The sequence below is a fragment of the Seminibacterium arietis genome (assembly GCF_042675725.1).
GTDB lineage: Bacteria > Pseudomonadota > Gammaproteobacteria > Enterobacterales > Pasteurellaceae > Seminibacterium > Seminibacterium arietis.
In genome coordinates this window covers 103803-120941 of sequence record NZ_JBHTJN010000001.1, presented here as the reverse complement: position 1 = coordinate 120941, position 17139 = coordinate 103803, and the positions used below count along the sequence as shown (strand labels likewise).

Below are 17139 nucleotides of genomic sequence, written 5' to 3'. Positions count from 1 at the left end.
AGACAGTTCGAGGGTTGTTTAAATTTAATTAGCTCAATTTTTTGCTAATAAACATGGCATCACCATAACTAAAAAAACGGTATTGATTTTCTACCGCACTTTTATAAGCATTCATAGTATGTTGATAGCCAGCAAAGGCACAAACGAGCATAATTAACGTGGTTTCAGGTAAATGAAAATTAGTGATTAAACAATCTGTTATGTAGAATTCTTTACCTGGATAAATAAAAATAGAAGTATCCGCAAAATAAGGTTCAAGTAATAGGTCGCTTCCTTTTTGTTGTGCGGACATTGCAGCACTTTCAATCGATCTGACGGAAGTTGTTCCAACAGCAATGACACGCTTACCTTGTGCTTTTGTAGTTAAAATTGCATCAACCGTTTGTTGTGGCACCTCTACATATTCAGCGTGCATTTTATGATTTTCTACTTTTTCCACTCGTACAGGTTGAAATGTGCCAGCACCTACATGTAGCGTAACGAAAGCAAAATTCACTTTTTTCTCTTTTAGTTGTTGCAACATTTCTTCATCAAAATGCAATCCTGCCGTTGGTGCTGCTACAGCACCTGGTATTTTGTTATATACCGTTTGGTAACGTTCTTTATCTGCATCTTCATCAGGACGATCAATATAAGGAGGGAGAGGCATGTGACCTATTTGTTGCAACACGTCTAAAAGTGCGGCGTTTTTATCACAAAGTTCTAGTTCAAAAAGGCTGTCTTGACGAGAGACTAATTGTACTTGAATACCTTGATTTTCGCCTAATTTATCTTCACCTAAAAATAAAATTGCACCTTCTTTTGGTGATTTAGAGGCTCGTACATGAGCTAAAAAACGATCCTCTGTTAAAATTCGTTCAACGAGTACTTCAATTTTTCCGCCACTCGCTTTACGACCAAACATTCTAGCTGGAATGACTCTAGTATTATTGAATACGAGCAGATCGCCTTCATCGATTAGCTCTAAAACATCAACAAAAGTGCGGTGCGAAATTTGACCATTTTCACCATTAAGTTGTAATAATCGACTGGCACGTCGTTTTGATTTCGGATAACGTGCAATCAATTCATCAGGTAAATCAAAATAAAAATCAGAAACTTGCATAATAATATTAGTCTATTAAAAATGTGGCTAGTCTAGAGGGATTTTAGACATAGCACAAGAAAAAATAAAATAATTTAAGCACAAAAAATCAACGCCCTTAGAAATACGGGCTACAATTTCTCTTAAATTTATTTTTGCTGAGAACCTCCATGGGGATTGCGAGTATTAGTATCAACTAAGTTTCGCATCAATAACGCATAATCAAGACAAATATCTTCAGGGACATCTAAAAATACGAAATGACCATCACCCAGTGCGGTAGAAATTTCTTCATTTTTGCGATTGACCATTCGATCAATTTTAAAAATAATATTGCCTTTAGGTGTCATTAGTTCCACTTCATCGCCTAGCAAAAATTTATTTTTTACTGCAACTTCTGCCATGCCATTTTTGCGTTGCCCTGTAAATTCACCAACAAATTGTTGGCGTTGAGAAATACTGTAACCATAATCATAGTTTTGATATTCATCATGAGTATGACGACGTAAAAAACCCTCTGTATAACCACGATGAGCAAGGCTTTCTAGCGTATCCATTAAACTTTGATCAAAAGGTCTGCCTGCTGCTGCATCATCAATTGCCTTACGATAGACTTGAGCCGTTCTTGCACAGTAATAAAAAGATTTAGTACGCCCTTCAATTTTTAATGAATGTACGCCAAGCTGAGTGAGTTTTTCTACATGTTGTACTGCTCGTAAATCTTTAGAATTCATAATATAAGTGCCATGTTCATCCTCAAATGCTGACATTTGTTCTTGCGGACGTTGGTTTTCTGCTAGTAAAAATACTTTTTCAGTAGTATTGCCAATGCCCAAACTAGGAGCAACATTTTTGACTGAAATATCACCGCACTTTTGCACAATATTGCCAATTTCATCTTCTTTTCCTTCTTCGACTGAATATTCCCAACGGCAAGCATTAGTACAAGTACCTTGATTCGGATCTCGTTTATTGATATAGCCCGACAGCAAACAACGACCTGAATATGCCATACATAATGCTCCATGAACAAAAATTTCGATTTCAATATCGGGTACTTGTTGGCGAATTTCAGCTATTTCTTCTAATGAAAGCTCTCGAGACAAAATTACTCGAGTTAACCCTAATTGTTTCCAAAATTTAACTGTTGCCCAGTTCACGGCATTAGCTTGTACAGAAAGATGCACATCAATTTGGGGAAAATGTTCTCGCACTAACATAATTAATCCAGGATCAGACATAATCAATGCATCAGGTTGCATATCTACGACAGGTTGCAAGTCCTTAATAAAAGTTTTTAATTTAGAATTGTGCGGAGCAATATTAACGACAACGTAGAATTTTTTACCTAAAGCATGTGCTTCATCGATGCCAATTTTCAAGTTAGCATGATTAAATTCATTATTTCTTACTCGCAGACTATAACGAGGTTGTCCCGCATAGACTGCATCAGCACCATAAGCAAAAGCATAACGCATATTTTTCAATGAACCCGCAGGGGAAAGCAGTTCAGGTTTAAAAGTTGTCATAAAAAATCTCTTTCTGATTACAAGTCAGGACCTACGCAGGGTAGGCGGTTAAAACGGGCATTGTACAGAAAAAGTGCGGTAATTTCTACCGCACTTTTAGTTGAAAAAAATCAAGTCAGTTAGATTTTCTTGTTTGATCATATGAATTGATGAAAAACTAAAAAATCTATTCGTTTTGTAAGGAGAAATTAATACTCTAAAAGAAAAAGTAAGATTTTATCTATTTATGTGATTTAAATTGTAAAGCTGATTGATTTATACATAAAAATCGCTAACATAACCGCAATTATACCTATTGGTCGGCATGTCAGCTCACCAAACGTTATACTCTATCGTAATTTTATTTTTTTAGGAACATGAAAAATGAACAAGATTTTTAAAAACAAATATGATCCTACTACAGGGAACACTAAAGCAGTGTCAGAATTAGGAACAAATAAACTTGCCGCATCAAAATCTACCTCTATTTCTCATTCTTTATTATTAACATCAACGCTTGGCACTCACTCACTCTTTCTTTCTTTCTTTCTTTCTTTAGCAACACTTAGCTCAACAGCCTTTGCTACTTCAAACAGTGTTGTGATTAAAATGGATAAATCTTCTAAACCAACTTTAGAACAAGGAACAAAAGACGATTCTGTTATTATTGGTGATCCTAATGAAAATGTAACAAGGTTGTTCAAGTTAGGCACAAGTTATAGTACAGCAACTAAAAGGAGTAGTGATTTTGATAAAGTGATTGTTATCGGCTCTAAATCTGTTGTAGCAGATAATGGTGCGATGGCAATTGGTTATTCGAGTAAAGCAATTGATAATGGTGATATTGCAATCGGATATGAAGCTTATGCCCGTGGCGGATTGGATTCCCAAAATCCCTATAAAACAGGTAAATATGCAGGGCGTTCTGTGGCTTTAGGATATAAAGCAAAAGTAGGGAGTGAACCCCAAAATGGATTTTTTTATAAAAAAGATCAAGATTATTTTGCTTACGGTAGTGTTGCAGTAGGCTCAGAAGCGAATGTTCAATCTTACGGAGGCATAGCCATAGGGGATCGTGCAAAAGTATTGCGGACTTCTGTTGGTAATGGACAGTTTAAAGCAAGAGCGGATAATGGCATTGCAATAGGTAGAGAAGCTATTGTTGAAGGAGATATATCTGTTCAAGAAAGAACATATTTGCAGAATAATTTTCAATCTGGCTATGGGGATAATGAACATAGTGGCGTAGCGATTGGTTATCAGGCAAAATCTAAAAAGTTTAACTCAGTTGCTTTGGGTTCACGCTCGGAGACTACAAGAGAAACGGTTCTTAATTTCAATGAGGATAAAGGTGAAAATACTAATAGCGATACAAGAACATTTATCACTAGCAGTCTCACAGCTTTGGTCAATGGACATGCAAAAGCATTAGGTGTGGTGTCGGTGGGGAAAGACAACACACATTATCGACAAATTATTAATGTCGCTCCAGGTACACAAGCTACTGATGCGGTTAACTTAGCACAATTACGTGGTGCCTATGATGATTTAAATAAAAAAATTGAAGCGTTACCATCAGGTGGCAATGGTGGAACTGCTAAAGCAAAAGAATATGACGTTATTGCTAAAGAAAACGAAACAGATATTGTTGTAGAGCCTGATACTAAAGATCAAAATAAAACAACCTTTAAGTTGTCACTTAATAAAGCAACTGAAATTAAAGAAGGTGCTAACAATACTGATGATGATAACAAAGTCGTCACTTCAAAAGCCGTTGAAACTTATGTGACTAATAAAGTGGGTTCAATTAAAACTACAGAAGTAGAAAAAGACGGTGGTTCTGATGCATTAACAATAACAAAAGATGCTCAAACTAAAGATCACAATAAATATAAAATAAAATTAGATGAATCAGTGCTGATCACTAAATTATCTGAACATGCAAATATTGCTGATCCCGATCATAAAAATGGAGGACGTGGCGATAAAAAACCATCTCTTGTTACGGATAGGCAAGTTCATGATGCTTTAGCTGAAGTGAAATTAAGCTATAAAGCAAATTCAGCCAATGGTAAAACAGTAAAATTATCAGAGGGATTAAATTTTACCGATACAGATAATATTACCGCAAGTGTAGATAATAACGGGGTAGTGAAACATACTCTTAAAGAACAATTGATTAATATTAATTCGATTAATGGAAAAGATGGCGGTTCGCTGACTTTTGATCCAGCTAAAGATCAAGGTCTTTCATTTAGCCCAAAAAATAGTAAACAGGCGACAGTAACTGGATTAACCAATAAAGATTGGGATTCCACAAAAATAGAAAGTGGTAGAGCCGCAACAGAAGATCAATTAAAAGCAGTTGAAGATAAATTGATCAAAAATTCAATCTCTGATGATTTTGCCGTTAAGTATGACGAAAAACAGGAGGGCGGTAAAACAGTTCCAAACAAAGAAAAAATTACGCTCGGTGAAAATAATAAACCTGTTTTAGTGACAAATGTTAAAGATGGTGAAATAAAAGCCAATTCCAAAGATGCCGTAAATGGTGGACAACTGTTTAATGAGCTTGCTAAAAAAGCGAATAAAAATTTGGATAATATCGATCAAGATGGCAAAGATGTAATTTCAAAAATAGCAGTCGGTGCAATCAAAGCGGAAAAAGAACCAAATTCTTCGACCGCACTTTCAGTCAGTGCAGAGCCTGCTGCTGATGGCAAATCAAAGACCATTAAAGTGGGATTGAATGAAAGTACATTAATTCAGAATCTAAGCAATGGGGCAAATATTGCAACGCCTAATAACAGTAGTCCTAAGCTCGTGACAGACAAACAAGTGAATGACTATGTTGGCAATAAAAAACTGATTTTTGCTGATAATGCCAGTGGTAAGCACGAAAGCAAGTTAGACAGCACCTTTAAACTTGTTGGTAGTGATGATATTACGGTTGCTGTGAGTAGCGATACGAATAAACAAGATGGTAAAGCAACTTTTACGTTAAATAAAACTGACACAATTAGCGATCAAAATGATACTAAAAACAAAGTTGCAACCGCAGGTGCAGTGAAAACTTATGTAGACAACGCATTGCAAAAATCAAAAGCTGAAGCGGATGAAACTGCGGTCAAATATGATAATAAAGATAAAAATACCATTACATTAGGCGGAAAAGATTCAGGCAAAGCTCCTGTTGCGATCACAAATCTGAAATCAGGTCTTGGACTTGCTGACGATGATATTACAGGAAATGCAGATACTAATAAGCAAAAAGTCGCTGAAGCAGTAAAAAACTTACTTAAAAATACTGACAAAGAGGCATTACATAAAGCAGTAAATGCTGGTGACTTAAAAGCGATTGCATTATCAGGCTTAGATTTTGCAGGTAACTCAGGAGAAGTTCACCGAAATCTTGGTGAAAAACTGAATATTAAAGGTGCTGGAACAACAGACTCTGCTAATTTTAAAGGAGCTGATGGAAACATTAATGTAAAAGCTGAAAGCACTGATACATTGACTGTAGAACTTGCTAAAAAGTTGAAGAACCTTGAATCTGCTGAATTTACCTCAGAAGAAACGAGAGGAGCAGATGTCAAACAAAAAGTGAAAACTACCATTGACGGTACAGGCACTGTAATCAAAGAAATTGAAGACAGTGGAGTTGATAAAGATGGCGGAAAAACTGCTGAGTACAAACTGGATAAAGTCCTTCTTAAAGATGGGGATAAATCAGCTGCTATAACTGCTGGTGAAACAACAGTAAAAGAGGGAAATAAACAAGTTACCACAACTGGCGATGGCATCTCCATTAAAAATGGCGACAATCAAAGTGATGAAGTGGTTTCGATTAAAAATAACAATGGCAAAGGCGAAATAAATTTTGCTAAAGAAAAAGACGCTCAAGGAAAAGAAGTAGGTACTGGTAAAATCATTGGCTTAGCAGATCTTGCTGATGATGCTGATGGTTCAAGTGCAGCGAACAAAAATTATGTAGATCGAAAACTTAAAACAGCCTTAAGTGATGCTGCTGGTAACCGTCCATTTGATTATTACTTAGATGATGTCAAAGTAAGCAAAGACAAAGACGGTAAATTCTATAAAGAAGAAAACGGTCAAAAACGAGAACTAACAGTAGAAGAAACAGCAAAAGTTGTTATTAAAGCCGAACCGACAACCACACCAATGGTTGTGACCAATATTAAAGATGGCAATTTGTCTCCAACGTCAAAAGATGCAGTTAATGGCTCTCAACTTCATCATGCGACAGGGGCAATGGAGAGAGACGGCAAAATGACGTTTGCGGATGGACGTGATAGAAAACCAGGCAGTGATACCGATGCAGCCGCTAACAAAGGTTTAACCGCACAAGATGGCTTAAATGGTAAAAATGCTAACGATAAAGCCAACGCATTACGCAATGGTGAAGCTGGAACAGTAGTTTATACGGACGATATTGGTAACCGTTTAGTGAAAGCCAATGACGGTAAATACTATAAAACAGAAGATGTTGACGAAAACGGTTTCGCAAAAGCAGATAAAAGTGCGGTCGAAAATCCACAACTTTCTTTTGTCAATGCTAAAGGTGAAACCAATGCTCCAACGGTAGTTGGTAACGCAGCAAGCGGATTAGGTATTGAGACGCCAACAGATGAACAAAAAACTAAGTTGGGTGAACTTGCCAAAGCTGTGGACGATAAAGTAGTAGATGTCGCTAAAAAAGCAAAAACGCTTTCTGCACAAGCGAGAGCATTTTCTGATTTAACGTTAGCTGTAAGTAGTCTAGAACAAGTCATTGATGCAATGCCTGAGGGAGAAGAAAAAGCCCAAGCATTGGCTACTTTAAAAGAGAATAAAGAAGAATTAGCTCGAGTTGAAGCTGGTTTGAAAACTGCTAGAGATGCATTGCAAACTGCAAAAACAGAATTAACAGAAGCAAATAAAGCCTATGATGAAAATTATAATAATATCACTAAAGCAACGGATAAAATCGCTGATTTAGTGAAAGCTGATAGCAAAGCAAAAGTGACTAACGTAGCAACGGTTGGTGATTTACAAGCAGTAGCAAAAGCGGGCTTGAACTTTACTGGTAATGATGATGTGAAAGTGCATAAAAATATCGGTGAAAACTTATCGATTAAAGGTGAGGGCAAGTTTAATAGTGAAACAACCGCAGAAGGTAATATCAAAGTGGAAATTTCACAAGATGGACAAGGTTTAGAGGTCAAATTGTCTGATCGCTTGCAAAATATGACGTCCTTTGAAACTCGTGAAATCAACGGTAAAAAATCTGCTTTAGATGCGAATGGCTTAAAAATTGTTGGTCCAAATGGCGAAACGACAGTTTCACAATTAGGAACTCATATTATTGGCAAGGGAGATAATGCTGGTAAATCAGCTAGTTACATGCTTGATGGCGTAAAAATGCAAGATAAAGATGGCAATACGGCTGAATTTTCAGCAGAAAAAGGATTGAAATTAGCTGGTAAAACAGGTAAACCATCATTTGCTGTAGATAAAAATGGGTTAACACTGAAAGGTCGTAACGGTGATACTATTATAATGAATGGTGATCGTGGAGAAATTACGCTACCCGATGTAAAACCTGATGCGAGTGGAAATGTTGCGGTGAATAAAAATTATGTAGATCGTCGTACCGATGAACTCACAAATCGTTTTAACTCTGCTAATAAAGAAATGCGAGCTGGGGTTGCTGGATCTAATGCTGCCGCATCACTACCGCAAGTTTATATGGCTGGAAAATCGTTAGTTGCTGTGTCAGCAGGAACATTTAAAGGTGAAAGTGCATTTGCAGTGGGCTACTCTCGAGTTAGCGACAGTGGAAAAGTACTATTAAAACTACAAGGTAATAGTAATTCTGCTGGAGATCTTGGCGGTGGAGTTGGTGTAGGCTACTTGTGGTAACTATAATTTTAAATTTATTTTTAGTGCCAGTATGTAGGTTATTTTTCCTTAATTCGCTCTAGTTTAAAAGCTCCTAGCAATTCAATGTTTAGGGGCTTTTTAATTATGCAGTGAATTTGTTTTTTTAAACTTAGTTTGATTAGTGGAAATATTGCATTTGTGACTATTTAATTTAGAATAGAAAATAAAATTATCATGTTATACATTTATGAAAAAAATTATTTTAATTCTATTGTTATTTTTTACCGCACTTTCAAGTTATGCGGGATTTTTTGATAAAAAGCCACATTTTTTAAGTGCTGATGAGGCATTTCAATTTTCAATAGATCAGCAAGATAATAAACTTGTATTACAATGGGATATTGCAGAAAATTACTATTTATATAAAAAAGAAATTTCCCTCACTAATAGTAAAGGGGAATATTTAATATTGGATTATCCTCCTGCAGAAAAATATCAAGACGAATTTTTTGGTGAAACTGAAATTTATCGCAACAAATTGTCATTGTTACTTCCTTTTGAACAACTTAAAGAAAATAAATTGTTGTTAACTTATCAAGGTTGCACGAAAGGATTTTGTTATCCACCAGAAAAACGAGATATTAGTTTAGAAGGTCTCGAATTTTTACAGCCAGAGTCAGAAAATATCGTTACATCAGAAAATGATACACCACTTATAACAAATAATCAGAGTGAACTAGTGCAAAGTTTGTTGAGTAGCAAATGGGCAGTTTTTAGTTTCTTTTTATTAGGTCTAGGATTAGCTTTTACACCTTGCGTATTACCAATGTTTCCTCTTCTATCTGCTATTGTGATAGGGACGCAACAACGTTCTAATACAATTCGATCACTTGCGTTAAGTGTTACTTACGTACAAGGAATGGCATTGACTTATACATTATTGGGCTTAGCTGTTGTTTCTATCGGTCATTCTCTTCAAACTATTTTACAAAGTCCTAGTGTACTTATTGGGTTGTCAGTTCTTTTTGTTTTACTTGCGTTGTCTATGTTTGGTTTATATAGTTTACAGCTACCTTCGTCTTTACAAACGAAATTAACCTTGTTAAGTCAAAAACAAAAGAGCGGTGCATTTGGTGGCGTTTTTGTGATGGGCGTTATCGCGGGTTTGGTCGCCTCACCTTGTACATCAGCACCATTATCAGGGGCATTATTATATGTTGCACAAACAGGAGATTTGTTTTTTGGGGCAATTACATTATATTTATTAGCATTAGGAATGGGACTCCCTTTAATTTTGATCACTGTTTTTGGTAACAGTATTTTGCCCAAATCTGGAATTTGGCTTGATAAAGTCAAAACGAGTTTTGGTTTTGTAATGCTTACGTTACCTATTTTTCTACTTTCTCGTATATTGCCCGAAATTTGGGAAAATTTATTATGGGCCACATTAGGAGCGAGTTTTTTCCTGTGGCTAAGTTTTCAAATGAACAAAAAAGGTTTTAGTTTACTATTGCGTATATTGTTTATTATTGTAGCTATAATTATAGTAAAACCGTTACAAGATTGGGCTTGGCAAACTCAAGGTGAAATGAAAGAATTATCTCAGTTTAATCAATTTCAGCGAGTTAATAGCTACGCTGAACTACAGGAATTGTTACAAAAAGAAAAGAGAATAGTAATGTTAGATTTATATGCAGACTGGTGTGTTGCATGTAAAGAATTTGAAAAATACACTTTCACTGATCCTCAAGTGCGGTTGAAATTCAAAGATATTCTTTTATTACAAATGGATATGACGAGAAATACTCCAGAAAATATAGAATTGATAGAAAAATTACAAATTATTGGGTTACCAACAATCTTGTTTTTTGATGCGAAAGGAAAAGAAATTCCTCATTCTCGTATTAGTGGGTTTATGCCCGCAAGTGAATTTTCCGATTGGTTAACAAAAAAAATCGTTAATAAATAATACTAAATTTCCCCTTTGTTATTAAGTTAAATTGATTTTTTGCATAAAAAATCAATTTAGACTATATAAAAGCAAACGTTTTCGTTATAATGCTGACGATACATTTTTTTATCATAAAAGGAACATTTAATGCAATCTTATCGCCCTATTCATCGAGCTTTATTGAGTGTGTCAGATAAATCTGGCATTGTGGATTTTGCACAAGGTTTAGTTAAACGTGGTGTACAGTTAATTTCTACAGGAGGTACAGCAAAATTACTCGCAGAGAATGGATTACCTGTAACTGAAATCTCTGATTATACAGGGTTTCCTGAAATGATGGACGGTCGAGTGAAAACGTTACATCCAAAAGTTCATGGCGGTATTTTAGGTCGTCGAGATATGGATTCTGCAGTAATGGCGGAACACAGTATTGAACCTATTGATATGGTAGTAGTAAATTTATATCCATTTGCCCAAACGATTGCTAAAAAAAATTGTACGTTAGAAGATGCTGTAGAAAATATTGATATTGGCGGTCCTACTATGGTGCGTTCTGCAGCAAAAAATCACAAAGACGTTGCAGTTGTAGTTAATAATGCCGATTTTGATGCTACTCTTGCAGAAATGGATAATTTACAAAATTCGTTAAGTTTTGAAACACGATTTGATCTTGCAATCAAAGCTTTTGAACATACCGCACAGTATGATGCAATGATCGCTAACTATTTTGGTAAAATGGTGCAACCGTATTTTGCCTCCGATGAGGAAGAAAAAAATAGTAAGTGCGGTGATTTTCCGCGAACATTACATTTGAATTTTATCCGCAAACAGATTATGCGTTATGGTGAAAATTCTCATCAAAAAGCAGCTTTTTATATCGAAAACGATATTAAAGAAGCAAGTGTTGCAACGGCAGTACAGTTACAAGGCAAATCTCTTTCTTATAATAATATTGCGGATACTGATGCTGCTTTGGAATGTGTAAAATCATTTACAGAACCAGCTTGTGTGATTGTAAAACATGCAAATCCTTGTGGCGTTGCATTAGGTGAAAATATTTTGCAAGCTTATCAACGAGCTTATCAAACTGATCCTACTTCAGCATTTGGTGGAATTATTGCTTTTAATCGTACTTTAGATGAAAAAACAGCAAGTGCAATTATTGAACAACAATTTGTCGAGGTTATTATTGCACCTAAAGTGGAAGATCAAGCAAGAGAACGCTTGAAATCGAAAAAAAATGTTCGAGTATTAGAATGTGGTGAATGGGATAAATCACAACAACACCTTGATTTTAAACGAGTAAATGGCGGTTTGTTAGTTCAAGAAGCTGATTTAGGTATGGTAGAGTTAGAAGACTTAGAGGTTGTTAGTAAGCGTAAACCGACAGAAAAAGAGCTAGAAGATTTGTTGTTTTGTTGGAAAGTGGCAAAATTTGTTAAGTCTAACGCTATCGTATATGCAAAAAATGCTCAAACAATTGGTATTGGAGCTGGGCAAATGAGTCGAGTTTATTCAGCTAAAATTGCAGGGATTAAAGCTCAGGATGAAGGATTACAGGTGGCTGGCTGTGTGATGGCTTCAGACGCATTTTTTCCATTTCGTGATGGTATTGATGCTGCTGCAAAAGTTGGTATTGAATGTGTTATTCATCCAGGTGGGTCAATGAGGGATCAAGAAGTGATTGATGCTGCTGATGAACATAATATGGTGATGGTTTTAACTAAAATGCGTCATTTTCGTCATTGATTTTAAAGGATTTTTAAAATGAATATTTTGATTATTGGTAGCGGTGGGCGTGAACACGCATTAGCTTGGAAAGTCGCTCAATCTTCCCTAGCTGATAAAATTTTTGTTGCTCCTGGTAATGCAGGAACCGCACAAGAAAGTGCGGTGCAAAATGTACCAATTTCTGCAACTGATGTGCCAGCTTTAGTTAAATTTGCTCAGCAGAATGATATTGGACTGACAATAGTGGGACCAGAGGCTCCACTTGTACTTGGCGTAGTAGATGCATTTGAACAAGCAGGGTTAAAAATTTTTGGACCTCGTCAATCTGCAGCTCAATTAGAGGGGTCAAAAGCGTTTACTAAAGATTTTTTAACTCGTCATAAAATTCCTACAGCGGAATATCGGGCTTTCACTGAAATTGAACCAGCGTTGAACTATCTTCGTGAAAAAAATGCTCCTATTGTCATCAAGGCTGATGGTTTAGCTGCTGGCAAAGGAGTTATTGTGGCGATGACCTTGCAAGAAGCAGAAAATGCAGTAAAAGATATGCTTGCAGGTAATGCTTTTGGTGATGCAGGACATCGGGTAGTAATTGAAGAGTTTTTAGAAGGGGAAGAAGCAAGCTTTATTGTGATGGTTGACGGAAAAAATGTGGAGCCTATGGCAACAAGTCAGGATCACAAACGTGTTGGCGAAATGGATCAAGGTTTAAATACGGGAGGCATGGGAGCGTATAGCCCTGCACCAGTAGTTACCCCAGAGATTCACCAAAGAATAATGGAGCAAATTATTTATCCTACAGTGCATGGCATGGCATCAGAAAACAATGTTTATAAAGGATTTTTATACGCAGGCCTAATGATCGATAAACAAGGACAGCCTAAAGTGATTGAATTTAATTGCCGTTTTGGTGATCCTGAAACTCAGCCTATTATGATGAGAATGGAATCTGATTTAGTTGAACTGTGTTTGAAAGCCTGTGATGGCGAGCTGGATCAAATTAAGTCTTTGTGGTCAGAACAAGTAGCATTAGGAATAGTATTAGCAGCGGAAGGTTATCCAAACGATTATCGAAAAGGCGATGAAATTAATGGGTTACCGACAGAAACAAAAATGGATGAAAAAGTGTTTTTAGCGGGTGTTAATGAACAAAATGGAAAGTTATTCACAGCTGGTGGAAGAGTGCTTTGTGTAACTAGTTTAAGTAATAGTGTTTTTGAAGCCCAACAAAAAGCACTAAAATTAGCAGAAAAAATACAATGGCAGGGGCGTTTCTATCGCCGAGATATTGGCTATAGGGCAGTGGCAAGAGAAAAACGTTAGAAAAAGACCGCACTTTTTAGAGTGCGGTTAATTATGAAAAATTTTCATCATAGAAATGAAAAATTAACAATAAGATTTTCGTTAAATTTTTACAAATTACAGGTTAAACTAACATTATAAATTGAACAACGAGGATAAGTGCATGTTAAGAAAAAGTATGAATATTGCTGATTACGATCCAGTATTATGGCAAGCTATTCAAGATGAAAACCGCCGTCAAGAAGAACACATTGAATTGATTGCATCAGAGAACTATGCTAGCCCACGTGTGATGGAAGCACAGGGTTCCCAGTTTACTAATAAATATGCTGAAGGTTATCCAGCTAAACGTTATTACGGTGGTTGTGAATATGCAGATATTGTCGAGCAACTAGCTATTGATCGTGCTAAAGAATTATTTGCAGCAGATTATGTCAATGTACAACCTCATTCTGGTTCGCAAGCTAATGCAGCGGTGTATATGGCATTATTACAGCCAGGTGACACTATTTTAGGAATGAGTTTAGCCCATGGCGGACATTTAACTCATGGGGCTTCGGTCAGTTTTTCTGGAAAAATTTATCATGCAGAACAATATGGTATTACAGATGAGGGTGTAATTGATTATGAGGCTCTTCGCCAGCAAGCGATAGCAGTAAAACCAAAAGTGCTAGTAGGCGGTTTTTCGGCTTATTCACAGGTCGTAGATTGGGCAAAAATGCGAGAAATTGCAGATGAAGTAGGAGCATATTTATTTGTAGATATGGCTCATGTAGCTGGCTTGATTGCAGCTGGAGTTTATCCAAGTCCATTGCCACATGCTAATGTAGTGACCACCACAACGCATAAAACCCTTGGAGGACCACGAGGTGGCTTGATCTTGTCAAATGCTAGAGACGAAAATTTATATAAAAGATTGCAAAGTGCGGTATTCCCTGCTGGGCAAGGTGGACCTCTAGTTCATGTGATTGCAGCAAAAGCGGTATGCTTCAAAGAAGCTTTAGAACCTGAGTATAAAATTTATCAGCAACAAGTAGTGAAAAATGCTAAGGCGATGGTAGAAGTTTTCAAACAACGTGGTTATAACGTAGTGTCGAATGGCACTGAAAATCATTTATTCCTTGTTAATTTGGTTAGTCATGGTTTGACTGGTAAGGCTGCAGATGCTGCTTTGGGTAAAGCGAATATTACTGTCAATAAAAATGCAGTTCCAAATGATCCGCAGAAACCGTTTGTTACGTCGGGTATTCGTGTAGGAACACCATCAGTCACTCGTCGTGGTTTTAAAGAAACTGAAGTTACTGAATTAGCTGGTTGGATGTGTGATGTTTTAGATAGCATTGGAAAAGAAAATGAAGCACATGTGATCGAAACAACTAAGCAAAAAGTATTAGAAATTTGCAAACGCTTGCCAGTTTATCCTTAGAATAAAAGATTTAGCTGTTTTAAGTGCGGTGATTTTTTTAAAAGTTTTGAAAAAATTACCGCACTTTTTAATAATAATAAATCTTCAGCCTTGATATTGCAAAATTTTCCCCCATCATCTATCTTGCGAATATAAATTATTTAATGATCTATAAGGAACTATTATGTCTAATCCTTTATTGCAATCTAGTGGGTTGCCACAATTTTCCAAAATTAAACCTGAACATATTCAACCTGCAGTTGAACAATTAATTAAAGAATGTCGAGAGACAGTTGAAGATGTGTTAAAACAACCGCACTTTACATGGCAAAATTTTATTCGACCACTTACAGAAAGTGATGAACGTTTAAGTCGTGCATGGTCTCCAGTAAGTCATTTAAATTCAGTAAAAAATAGTGCAGAATTGCGAGAAACCTATCAAGCCTGCTTACCAATGTTGTCTGAGTATAGTACTTGGGTTGGGCAGCATAAAGGCTTGTATGAAGCTTATTTGCGGTTAAAAAACAGTGCAGAATTTGCTAGTTACAGTCAAGCACAGAAAAAAACAATTGAAAATGCATTGCAACGTTTTGAGTTATCAGGCATTTCTCTTAGTCCAGAAAAACAAAAACGTTATGCAGAAATTGTTGCTCGCTTATCACAACTTACTTCCGATTTTAGTAATAATGTACTTGATGCAACTATGGGGTGGGATAAAGTAGTTGAAGATGAAAATGAACTAAAAGGATTACCTGAAAGTGCATTGCAGGCTGCAAGAGCTTCAGCAGAAGCGAAAGGACAAAAAGGTTATCGCTTTACTCTTGAAATTCCAAGTTATTTACCCGTGATGATGTACTGTGAAAATCGAGCTTTGCGTGAAGAGATGTATCGTGCCTTTGTAACGCGTGCATCAGATCAAGGACCGAATGCGGGTAAATGGGACAATAGTGCAATTATGGAAGAAATTCTCCGTTTGCGAGTAGAAATTGCGAATTTACTTGGATTTAACACTTATACAGAGCGTTCTCTCGCTACTAAAATGGCAGAAACACCAAAGCAAGTATTTGATTTTCTTGAAGATCTTGCTAAACGCTCAAAACCGCAAGGGGAGCGAGAACTGGCTGAATTAAAGTTATTTTGTGAAAAAGAATTTAACTTTACTGAGCTTGAATCTTGGGATATTAGCTTTTATAGCGAAAAACAAAAGCAAAAATTGTATGCTATTAGTGATGAAGAGCTTAGACCTTATTTCCCTGAGAATAGAGTAATTAAGGGCTTGTTTGAAGTATTAAAACGCGTATTTAATATCCAAACAGTAGAACGTTTTGACGTGGATACATGGCATAAAGATGTACGATTTTTTGATCTAATTGATGCTAATGGGAAATTAAGAGGGAGCTTCTACTTAGATTTGTATGCTCGTGAGCATAAACGTGGTGGAGCATGGATGGACGATTGTATTGGACGTGATTGTAAAACCGATGGTTCAATTCAAACCCCAGTAGCATATTTAACTTGTAATTTTAATGCACCAGTAGGAGGAAAACCTGCATTATTTACTCATGATGAAGTAACAACACTATTCCACGAATTTGGGCATGGTATTCATCATATGCTTACTCTTGTTGATATACCCGAAGTGGCGGGAATTAATGGCGTTCCTTGGGATGCGGTTGAATTACCAAGTCAATTTCTAGAAAATTGGTGCTGGGAAGAAGAGGCTTTAGCTTTCATTTCAGGACACTATGAAACAGGTGAACCATTGCCAAAAGAAAAATTAGATCGTTTATTAAAAGCCAAAAATTATCAAGCTGCAATGTTTGTGTTACGACAATTAGAATTTGGGTTGTTTGATTTCCGTTTACATCATGAATTTGATCCGAATAGAAATAATCAAATTTTAGATATATTAAATCAAGTAAAATCTGAAGTCGCAGTGCTAAAAGGTGTTGAATGGGCGAGAACGCCACATAGTTTTAGCCATATTTTTGCTGGTGGTTATGCTGCTGGATATTACAGCTATTTATGGGCAGAAGTACTGTCTGCAGATGCTTTTTCTCGTTTTGAAGAAGAGGGTATTTTTAATCAAAATACTGGTCAATCTTTCTTAGACGAAATTTTAACTCGAGGGGGTTCAGAAGAACCAATGGAATTGTTTAAACGCTTCCGTGGACGTGAACCAAAACTTGATGCTTTGCTAAGACATAAAGGCATTGAATAATTTAGGCTCTCTAAATAGATAAGTAAATACTTATCTGTTTTCGCTGATTGAATA

General features: G+C 36.3%; 8 protein-coding genes. 6 read left to right on the top strand and 2 right to left on the bottom strand.

Features of this window, described 5'->3' with window-relative positions; translation table 11 throughout:
* Nucleotides 1–28: 28 nt before the first annotated feature.
* Nucleotides 29–1105, bottom strand: coding sequence for a tRNA preQ1(34) S-adenosylmethionine ribosyltransferase-isomerase QueA (queA, locus tag ACFQ02_RS00665; protein ID WP_380817985.1), 1077 nt, complete (start codon nt 1103–1105; stop codon nt 29–31).
* A 128-nt stretch (nt 1106–1233) separates the two neighbouring features.
* Nucleotides 1234–2613, bottom strand: a complete 1380-nt coding sequence (gene trhP, locus ACFQ02_RS00660; protein WP_380817982.1) for a prephenate-dependent tRNA uridine(34) hydroxylase TrhP — start codon at nt 2611–2613, stop codon at nt 1234–1236.
* A 363-nt stretch (nt 2614–2976) separates the two neighbouring features.
* On the opposite strand from trhP, the gene ACFQ02_RS00655 reads away from it, so the two are divergent.
* From ACFQ02_RS00655 to prlC, 6 genes are all read left to right on the top strand, one after another.
* Nucleotides 2977–8514 (top strand): YadA-like family protein, encoded by a 5538-nt coding sequence (locus ACFQ02_RS00655; protein ID WP_380817979.1) that lies wholly within the window; start codon nt 2977–2979, stop codon nt 8512–8514.
* A gap of 208 nt (nt 8515–8722) precedes the next feature.
* Nucleotides 8723–10444: a protein-disulfide reductase DsbD gene (locus ACFQ02_RS00650; protein WP_380817976.1), complete on the top strand. Its 1722-nt coding sequence runs from the start codon at nt 8723–8725 to the stop codon at nt 10442–10444.
* Nucleotides 10445–10573: 129 nt separating this feature from the next.
* Complete coding sequence (purH, locus tag ACFQ02_RS00645) at nt 10574–12175, top strand: bifunctional phosphoribosylaminoimidazolecarboxamide formyltransferase/IMP cyclohydrolase (RefSeq protein ID WP_380817973.1); 1602 nt, start codon at nt 10574–10576, stop codon at nt 12173–12175.
* A gap of 18 nt (nt 12176–12193) precedes the next feature.
* Entirely contained in the window at nt 12194–13480 is a 1287-nt protein-coding gene (gene purD, locus ACFQ02_RS00640) for a phosphoribosylamine--glycine ligase (protein WP_380817970.1), read from the top strand.
* 142 nt (nt 13481–13622) lie between these two features.
* Entirely contained in the window at nt 13623–14885 is a 1263-nt protein-coding gene (glyA, locus tag ACFQ02_RS00635; RefSeq protein WP_380817967.1) for a serine hydroxymethyltransferase, read from the top strand.
* Nucleotides 14886–15048: 163 nt separating this feature from the next.
* Complete coding sequence (gene prlC, locus ACFQ02_RS00630) at nt 15049–17085, top strand: oligopeptidase A (protein WP_380817964.1); 2037 nt, start codon at nt 15049–15051, stop codon at nt 17083–17085.
* Nucleotides 17086–17139: the final 54 nt, after the last annotated feature.

Excerpts from the sequence above, each read along its gene's own strand:
- queA (WP_380817985.1), bottom strand. The coding sequence starts at position 1,105 with ATGCAAGTTTCTGATTTTTATTTTGATTTACCTGATGAATTGATTGCA.
- prlC (WP_380817964.1), top strand. The coding sequence starts at position 15,049 with ATGTCTAATCCTTTATTGCAATCTAGTGGGTTGCCACAATTTTCCAAA.
- trhP (WP_380817982.1), bottom strand. The coding sequence starts at position 2,613 with ATGACAACTTTTAAACCTGAACTGCTTTCCCCTGCGGGTTCATTGAAA.
- ACFQ02_RS00655 (WP_380817979.1), top strand. The coding sequence starts at position 2,977 with ATGAACAAGATTTTTAAAAACAAATATGATCCTACTACAGGGAACACT.
- glyA (WP_380817967.1), top strand. The coding sequence starts at position 13,623 with ATGTTAAGAAAAAGTATGAATATTGCTGATTACGATCCAGTATTATGG.
- purD (WP_380817970.1), top strand. The coding sequence starts at position 12,194 with ATGAATATTTTGATTATTGGTAGCGGTGGGCGTGAACACGCATTAGCT.
- ACFQ02_RS00650 (WP_380817976.1), top strand. The coding sequence starts at position 8,723 with ATGAAAAAAATTATTTTAATTCTATTGTTATTTTTTACCGCACTTTCA.
- purH (WP_380817973.1), top strand. The coding sequence starts at position 10,574 with ATGCAATCTTATCGCCCTATTCATCGAGCTTTATTGAGTGTGTCAGAT.